The following is a 7,624-nucleotide window of genomic DNA, read 5'->3' on the forward strand; positions in this document are numbered from 1 at the left end:
AGGGTAGGTTGTTGCCAGGTCAGGTGTGGCTCGATAGCTCAGTCGGTAGAGCAGAGGACTGAAAATCCTCGTGTCGCTGGTTCGATTCCTGCTCGAGCCACCAGTTTGGCGCTATAGCCAAGTGGTAAGGCAGAGGCCTGCAAAGCCTTTATCCCCAGTTCAAATCTGGGTGGCGCCTCCAAAAAGACTTGTAAACATATTGTTTACAAGTCTTTTTATTTTATTTATTAAATTATAGTATATCATTATTAGATTTAGTATATAAATTCTTATATAGTATGTTACATAAGAATTTACTTTTATTCCATTATAAAGGTTTAGAAATATTTTTAGAGAGAGAGGTAGTGCTTTCATAGATTAAATCCTTTCGTTCAATTAAATCTATAGAAGTTAAAATTAAAGCTTCAATAGATTTCCATATATTACATTGAGCATATTCTGTTAATGTTAAATCCATAAACTGTTTTGATGGACAATGAATTGAGGGATCATTTACTATTGATATAGACGGATATATAGTAGGCGTAGTATGACTTACAGTACCAATTCCTAAGGGATATAGCATTTTTTTTCCGTAGTTCATTTCAATTAATCCGGTTTCTTTTAAGTTATTTTCAAATAATTTATTTACTATTTTATTATCTAAAAGTTCTTTGCAAGGAAGCTCAATTAGCTTAATAGAGCAATCTATATTTATGATATCTTCTATGCATTTAATATAGCTTCTTATATTTTCTTCAATTTTGTGACATAACTTATGATCTTTTGATTTAATTTCAAATTTAACCTTAGCAGATGAAGGATATTCAATTAATGCATTATCACAAGTAAGATTTAAATGATCCATATAACATTCTTTTGAGATGTTTTTAACTAACTCGTTTATAAAGTGTACTGTATGTAGACAAACATCTAATGAACTTTTATTAGCATTATCATTAGAAACAAGTAAATTATTATAATCAAGCTGTAAGGTTGTGCATGCTTGTGAAGTATTATTAATAGATGTGATAATATCCACATGAGGAGCAAAAATTACACTACAATTTTCAAATACATTTTCTTTTGTCATTATAATTTCTGAACCATTGGAGTATTTCCCTGGACATCCGATTACTAGAATAGAACCTCCTATTTTGTCAATGACAGAAGATAAACCTATGGCTGCACCTAAAGACATAGTAGCATTGGCATTATTACCAAAAACATGACCATCATCACTTCCACTACTATATTTACATATAAAACATATCTCAGGATGACTGTGTCCAATTCTGGCACGAAATGCAGTTGGAATATCTATGAAATTTTTTTCAATATTAAAATTATATTTTTGTAATAGTTTTATAATGTAATCTGATGATTTATATTCATTAAAACAGTTTTCACTATTTTCATATAAAAATTTATTAATATCTAGGATTTGAGATTTTATAGTAGATAAAAAACTTAGAACATTTTGTTTCAATTGTAACCCTCCCTACAATTTTATAGATACTAATATTATCAATATCTGACCTTATGTAATTAGTATGTGCACATATATCTATATTATCCAGTAACAAATTTATAGATAAATAGTATTTTAATAGTATCTATATTTCTAATAAATTTCTTATTTAAGGTATTTATAAATACAAGGAAATTAGACAATTTATGTAGATTAATAGATATATGGGTTTATTAATTTATTAACAGTATACTTGATGTTATTTAAAGTAGAAAAAGTATGAATTATAAGATGAAATTTTTTTTTTGGACAAAATAAAAAAAAGAATTTCATGAATAAAATATATTATAAGGGGCGATAATTAAGACAGTCTTAACATGGATAAAACTTAGAAGGATTACTCTATTTTAACTAAGTTGACTTATTCAAAGACGATATAATAGTAGAATAACAAGTTCTATTGGATAAATTTTGAGGGGGAAAAATATGAATAAGGAATGTATTATATGCAGAAAGCCTCTAGATAATGGTATACTTATATATGGACGAAGAATTTGTGAGAACTGTGAAAGAAGATTATTAACAATAGAAACTAGTACAGATTTTTATGAATTTTATAAGAACTGTATTAAAAAGAATATAGTTCAACTTATACCAAGAGGAGTGAGTGATAAGTGCCAAGATTACCGATAGTAGATGCACTATTGAAATATAAAAAAGAAGAAAATAGCTATTTTGCTATGCCTGGACATAAAATGGGAAAAGCATATGAAGATACAAAAGAAGGAAAGATTTTATTAGATAATTTCATTAACTTTGATATTACTGAGGTAGAGGGCTTAGATAATCTTCATAATCCTACAGGCATAATAAAAGAAGGACAAGAACAACTTGCTAATTACTATGGGAGTAAAAAATCTTACTTTTTAGTTAATGGAAGTACATCAGGAAACATGATTATGATATTTGCTACATTTAAAGAAGGCGAAAAAATAATCGTAGAAAGAAACTGTCATAGATCAGTATTCAATAGTATAATATTACGTAAGTTAAAGCCTATATATGTTATGAATGAGGTAAATGAAAAATATGATGCTCCTTTTTCTATTAATAAGAAGCATCTATTTAAATTAATAAAGGAAAATCAAGATGCTAGGGGAATATTATTAACATACCCTAATTATTATGGCATATGTACAGAGTTAGATGAAATAGTAAAAGAAGCCAAGAAATATAATATGAAGGTATTAATAGATTGTGCTCATGGAGCACATTTTGGAGTTATAGATGAATTGCCTGATAATCCGCTTAAGCTAGGTTGCGATATGGTTGTTCAAAGTGCTCATAAAACATTACCAAGCTTAACACAAACATCATTTTTACACGCTAATTGTGATGAGCTTTTAGATGAGGTTAACTTCTATACTAGCATGTTTTTGACAACGAGTCCTTCATATTTATTTCTTGCCAGCATGGATTATAGTAGATATTATTTACAGAAGTATGGAAGTAAGGATTACAGTATATTAATTAATTTATGTGAGGAGTATAGAAAAAAAATAAATCACATTGGTTTTTATCATATAATAGATGAGCATGATATAATTAAGAAAAGTTCATCAACTAGAAATAAGGTATATATAGATAAAACTAGATATGTTATAAATGTACCTAAAGGATTTAGTGGACATCTATTATTAGATTATTTAAAAGTTAATAAGATTCAATGTGAAATGAGTGACTCAAGAAATGTAGTATTGATTTTTGCTACTTCAAACACCAGAGATGATTTTGATAAACTTTATAGAATACTAAAAGAGTGCAATAAGGATACTTTAGTAGATGAATATGTAAAGCCTATGCAGTATGAAATTCCACTAATAGATAAATTACCATGGGAAACTCTAAATATGAAAAAAGTTGAGTGTAGTATTAAAGATTCCGTAAATAAAGTGTGCGGACAAGCTATTGTCCCATATCCACCTGGGGTACCACTAATAATGCCAGGAGAGATTATTACGAAAGATATTATTGATATAATAGGATATTATATAGATAATAATGTTACATTATTAGGAGTGAAGGAAAATAACTTAATTATAATAAAATAGCAAAGAAACTATAGGAAAAGATAAGTTTGGAGGTAAGTTTTTTGAATAAAGGGTTATTAATAGCATTAGAAGGTCCAGATGGTAGTGGAAAATCTACACAAATAGAATTATTAGAAAAATATTTTGTAGATAAGGGTATTGAAGTTATAAGAACGAGAGAACCTGGAGGAACTAAAATTAGCGAAAAAATTAGGGCGGTAATTTTAGATAATGATAACCAAGAAATGGATAACATGTGTGAGGCTTTACTATATGCTGCGGCGAGAGCTCAGCTTATAAAAGAGGTAATAAAGCCTGCAATTACTGAAGGTAAGGTAGTCTTATGTGATAGATTTGTATATTCATCTATAGTTTATCAAGGAATTGCTAGAGATTTGGGAATAGACACTGTCAAATCTATAAATGATTGTGCTTTAGGTGGACTTGAAGCGGATTTAGTATTTATGATAAGTATTCCATATGATAAAGGAATTGGAAGAAAGAAAAATCAACGGGAATTAGATAGACTTGAGAATGTTGGTATGGATTTTCATAAAAAAGTTTTTGAAGGATATTCAAAAATTAGTAGTATTTATGATAAAATAGAATTAATAAATGGAGACGACTCTATAGAAAATATTCATAGGAACATAGTAAATAGAGTTGAATCCTATATAGAGCATAAATAAATATTTAGGAGGGGTATTATATGAAATTAATAATTGCGATAGTTCAAGATGACGATGCTATGGATTTAATCGATATCTTAACAGAGAATGGGTTAAGGGTTACAAAGCTTGCAACTACAGGTGGATTTTTAAAAGCTGGAAATACCACATTAATGATAGGTGTAGAGGTAGAGAAAGTTGATACTGTTTTAGGATATATAGAAGAAATCTGCAAAGTTAGAAAACAACTTATATCATCACCTTCTCCGGTTGCTGGATCTACAGGAGTATATGTTCCGTATCCTGTAGAGGTAAATATAGGTGGTGCTACTATATTTGTTGTTGATGTAGATAAGTTTTTAAGAGTATAATATATTCAAGTAAAATAATGTACAATAGGTTAAACTTATTGTACATTATTTATTATATAGGAAGGAGCCAATGAGTATGATAGGTCATGAAAATATAAAAAATAGCTTAATTGAAGCAATTAATAATAATAAATTTACTCATGCTCATATACTAGTTGGAGAAAAAGGTATAGGGAAAAGTGTCTTAGCTAAATTTATAGCATCAAGGCTCTTAGGAATAGATGAAGCAAGAGAACATGTAGATATAATTAATTGGTCTTTAGATAAGGGAAAAGCATCCATAGGAGTGAATACTATTAGGACTATTATAGAAGAATGTAATAAGAAACCTTTTGAGAGGGATAGAAAGGTTATTATCATAGACAACGGTGATAAGATTACATTTCAAGCACAAAATGCATTTTTAAAGACTATAGAAGAACCACCAGCTAATGTTTATATATTTATATTATGTGAAGAGTTAGAAAGCATGTTGGATACAATTAAATCCAGGTGTGGCATACATAAACTAAAACCACTATCAAAGGAAGAGATGATTTCATTTCTTAAGAATAGATATACAGTAATTAAAGAAAATAAGATGTTAGTGGCTATTTCTTTTGCAAAAGGAATACCAGGAAAAGCAGAGAGTTTAATAGAAAATGAGGATTTTAGTTTAATAAGAAATACAATCTTTGAACTTATATATAAAATTAAGGATAAAGATTATGAAACTTCTTTATTATATGAAAAGTTTTTTAATGATTATAAAAGTATGGAAGAGGATATTTTAGATGTAATTATAACCATAATAAGAGATATAATTATTTATAAAGAAGTTGGAGATGAAGAGCTTATAATAAATATTGATAAAATATCCGATATTAAAGATTTAGTTAATATATTTTCATTAAGTAAATTAAATGGTATGATTAAAGTTGTAGATGATACAAGAAAAACTTTAAAAAATAATGTAAACTCGTCATTGGCATTTATAACGATGGTTTTGAGAATGCAGGAGGTTTAAATATGATAACAGTAATAGGAGTAAGATTTAAAAAGGCAGGTAAGATATATTATTTTAATCCTGGTGATTTGGATATAAAAAAAGGTGACTTTGTAGTTGTTGAAACCGCAAGAGGAATTGAGTTTGGTGAGTGTGTAGTTGGAATGAAAGAACTCGGAGAAGGTGAAATTGTAGCTCCTTTAAAGAATGTGATAAGGAAAGCTTTAGAGGAAGATATAAATGCAAATAAAACTAATAAAGAAAAGGAAGAAGAAGCTTTTAAGATATGTCTTGAGAAAATAAAGGCCCATGATTTAACTATGAAGCTTATAGATGTAGAATATACTTTTGACAATAATAAAGTAATATTCTATTTTACAGCAGATGGTAGGGTAGATTTCAGAGAATTAGTTAAGGATCTGGCATCAATTTTTAGAACTAGAATAGAATTAAGACAAATTGGTGTTAGGGATGAAGCTAAGATGACTGGAGGTCTTGGACCTTGTGGAAGAAGTTTATGTTGCTCTACATTTTTAGGTGAATTTGCCCCAGTATCAATAAAAATGGCAAAGGAACAAAACCTATCTTTAAACCCTACTAAAATATCAGGAATATGTGGAAGACTTATGTGTTGTTTAAATTATGAGCAAGAAACATATGAAGGGATAAGAAAAAGATTACCTAAGGTAGGTTCTATAGTAGATACATGCTATGGAAAAGGAGAAGTAGTTTCTAATAGTGTAGTTAAAGAGGCGGTAAAAGTAAAAGTAAACATAAAAGATGGTGAAGATGATATTAAAGTAGTTAGTATAAATGATTTAACATTAATATCTGGTAGCTATGAAGATATAATTAATGAAATTGATTTAAAGGAATTGGAAAATCAAGCTGAAGACCCTACACTAATTAAAGAGCTATTTAAAGAAAATTAGGAGGAAGGATATGAAGACTACACTTAAAGTTTGTGATATGGTTACAAGTAAAGATGTTACAAGAGTTAAGAATGCCATATCCGCCAATGAAGGGGTTATAGCCTGTGGAATACACAAAGTTAAAAAAGAAGTAGAAATTGTTTATGACAATTATTTTATAAACATAGAGGATATAATTGAATCCATAGAGAATAGTGGTTATACAGTTATATAAGTACTCAGAATCCTTGTAGATATAAAGCTACAAGGATTTTTTTTGTATAAAAATAAACAAAATTAATTAAACATGTATATTTTATATAAATTTGTTAATTATTTAAATAGTAGTATTAAAATATAGAGAGGTGTTAATTATGAAATTTAAAAAACAAATAATAATAGCTATAAGCTGTGCAATTGTTTTGGGTGGAATATTTTTTTCTGTAAGCTATATAGGAAATAAAGATCAAAATAAAGAAACTAGTAACAAACCAGCTACAACAACTAACTCAAAGACTAATGAAGCTATAAATGAAAATAAAGAGAATACTGATAGCACAAAGGTCAATGATAAAACTACACTAGGACAAGAAGATAAAAAAGATACAGGTATGGAAGAAGTAAAAGAAGGATACTATACAGTAAAAGCTAATGATACACTTTATAGTATAGCTAGAACTTACATGCCAAGCTCTGACCCAAATGAAGTAGTAGCAGAAATATTAACAAGGAATAATATGAATAAAGATGATACTATTTCATCAGGACAAAAACTTATTATATCTTATGAAACTTCATTGGTAACAGGAGAAAAAAAATCAGACCAAAAATCAGAAGAGGTAGCTTCAGCTAATGCAGCAGAACATACTGATCACATTAAGTATGTTGTTAAATCAGGCGATACATTATTTAGCATATCTAAGGAGTATTTATCCAATATGGATATAATGGATGGAATTGAATTAATTAAAGCACATAATAACCTAAATGAGGATACAATAAAAGTTGAAGACACTTTATGTATACCTAATAAATAATATATGAATAAATTAACTTTAGATTAAGGAGATATCTGAAGTAATACAATAGCCTATAAAACAGTTTTAAGGTTTTATAGGCTGAAATATAGGGGGCGTCGCAAAATAACTA

General features: G+C 28.3%; 9 protein-coding genes and 2 tRNA genes. 10 read left to right on the forward strand and 1 reads right to left on the reverse strand.

The features are described from left to right. The first annotated feature begins 27 nt into the window (after positions 1–27). Positions 28–103 (forward strand) — tRNA-Phe (locus B2694_RS00910). Positions 104–107: 4 nt separating this feature from the next. Beyond that, positions 108–181: transfer RNA gene (locus B2694_RS00915), tRNA-Cys, on the forward strand. A gap of 126 nt (positions 182–307) precedes the next feature. On the opposite strand, the gene B2694_RS00920 is transcribed toward B2694_RS00915, so the two are convergent. Further along, the gene (locus B2694_RS00920) at positions 308–1,468 is read right to left on the reverse strand and encodes a hypothetical protein (RefSeq protein WP_346884160.1); all 1,161 of its coding nucleotides are present in this window, start codon (positions 1,466–1,468) and stop codon (positions 308–310) included. Positions 1,469–1,936: 468 nt separating this feature from the next. Between B2694_RS00920 and B2694_RS00925 the strand changes: the two genes are divergently transcribed. From B2694_RS00925 to B2694_RS00960, 8 genes are all read left to right on the forward strand, one after another. After that, positions 1,937–2,143 (forward strand): sigma factor G inhibitor Gin, encoded by a 207-nt coding sequence (locus B2694_RS00925; RefSeq protein ID WP_035130775.1) that lies wholly within the window; start codon positions 1,937–1,939, stop codon positions 2,141–2,143. Further along, positions 2,125–3,561, forward strand: a complete 1,437-nt coding sequence (locus B2694_RS00930) for an aminotransferase class I/II-fold pyridoxal phosphate-dependent enzyme (protein WP_346884161.1) — start codon at positions 2,125–2,127, stop codon at positions 3,559–3,561. Before B2694_RS00925 ends, B2694_RS00930 begins: the two co-directional genes overlap by 19 nt. A gap of 41 nt (positions 3,562–3,602) precedes the next feature. Then, the gene (gene tmk, locus B2694_RS00935; protein WP_346884162.1) at positions 3,603–4,229 is read left to right on the forward strand and encodes a dTMP kinase; all 627 of its coding nucleotides are present in this window, start codon (positions 3,603–3,605) and stop codon (positions 4,227–4,229) included. 20 nt (positions 4,230–4,249) lie between these two features. Then, the gene (locus tag B2694_RS00940; protein WP_035130781.1) at positions 4,250–4,579 is read left to right on the forward strand and encodes a cyclic-di-AMP receptor; all 330 of its coding nucleotides are present in this window, start codon (positions 4,250–4,252) and stop codon (positions 4,577–4,579) included. Positions 4,580–4,649: 70 nt separating this feature from the next. Continuing rightward, the gene (locus B2694_RS00945; protein WP_346884163.1) at positions 4,650–5,585 is read left to right on the forward strand and encodes a DNA polymerase III subunit delta'; all 936 of its coding nucleotides are present in this window, start codon (positions 4,650–4,652) and stop codon (positions 5,583–5,585) included. Positions 5,586–5,587: 2 nt separating this feature from the next. Beyond that, on the forward strand, positions 5,588–6,496 hold the full coding sequence (locus B2694_RS00950; RefSeq protein ID WP_346884164.1) for a stage 0 sporulation family protein: 909 nt from the start codon (positions 5,588–5,590) through the stop codon (positions 6,494–6,496). 10 nt (positions 6,497–6,506) lie between these two features. Further along, entirely contained in the window at positions 6,507–6,710 is a 204-nt protein-coding gene (locus B2694_RS00955; protein ID WP_346846916.1) for a heavy-metal-associated domain-containing protein, read from the forward strand. A gap of 139 nt (positions 6,711–6,849) precedes the next feature. Further along, complete coding sequence (locus B2694_RS00960) at positions 6,850–7,512, forward strand: LysM peptidoglycan-binding domain-containing protein (RefSeq protein WP_346884165.1); 663 nt, start codon at positions 6,850–6,852, stop codon at positions 7,510–7,512. Positions 7,513–7,624: the final 112 nt, after the last annotated feature.

It is taken from the genome of Clostridium sp. UBA4395 (assembly GCF_002390995.1).
In the GTDB taxonomy this organism is placed as follows: domain Bacteria; phylum Bacillota; class Clostridia; order Clostridiales; family Clostridiaceae; genus Clostridium_J; species Clostridium_J sulfidigenes.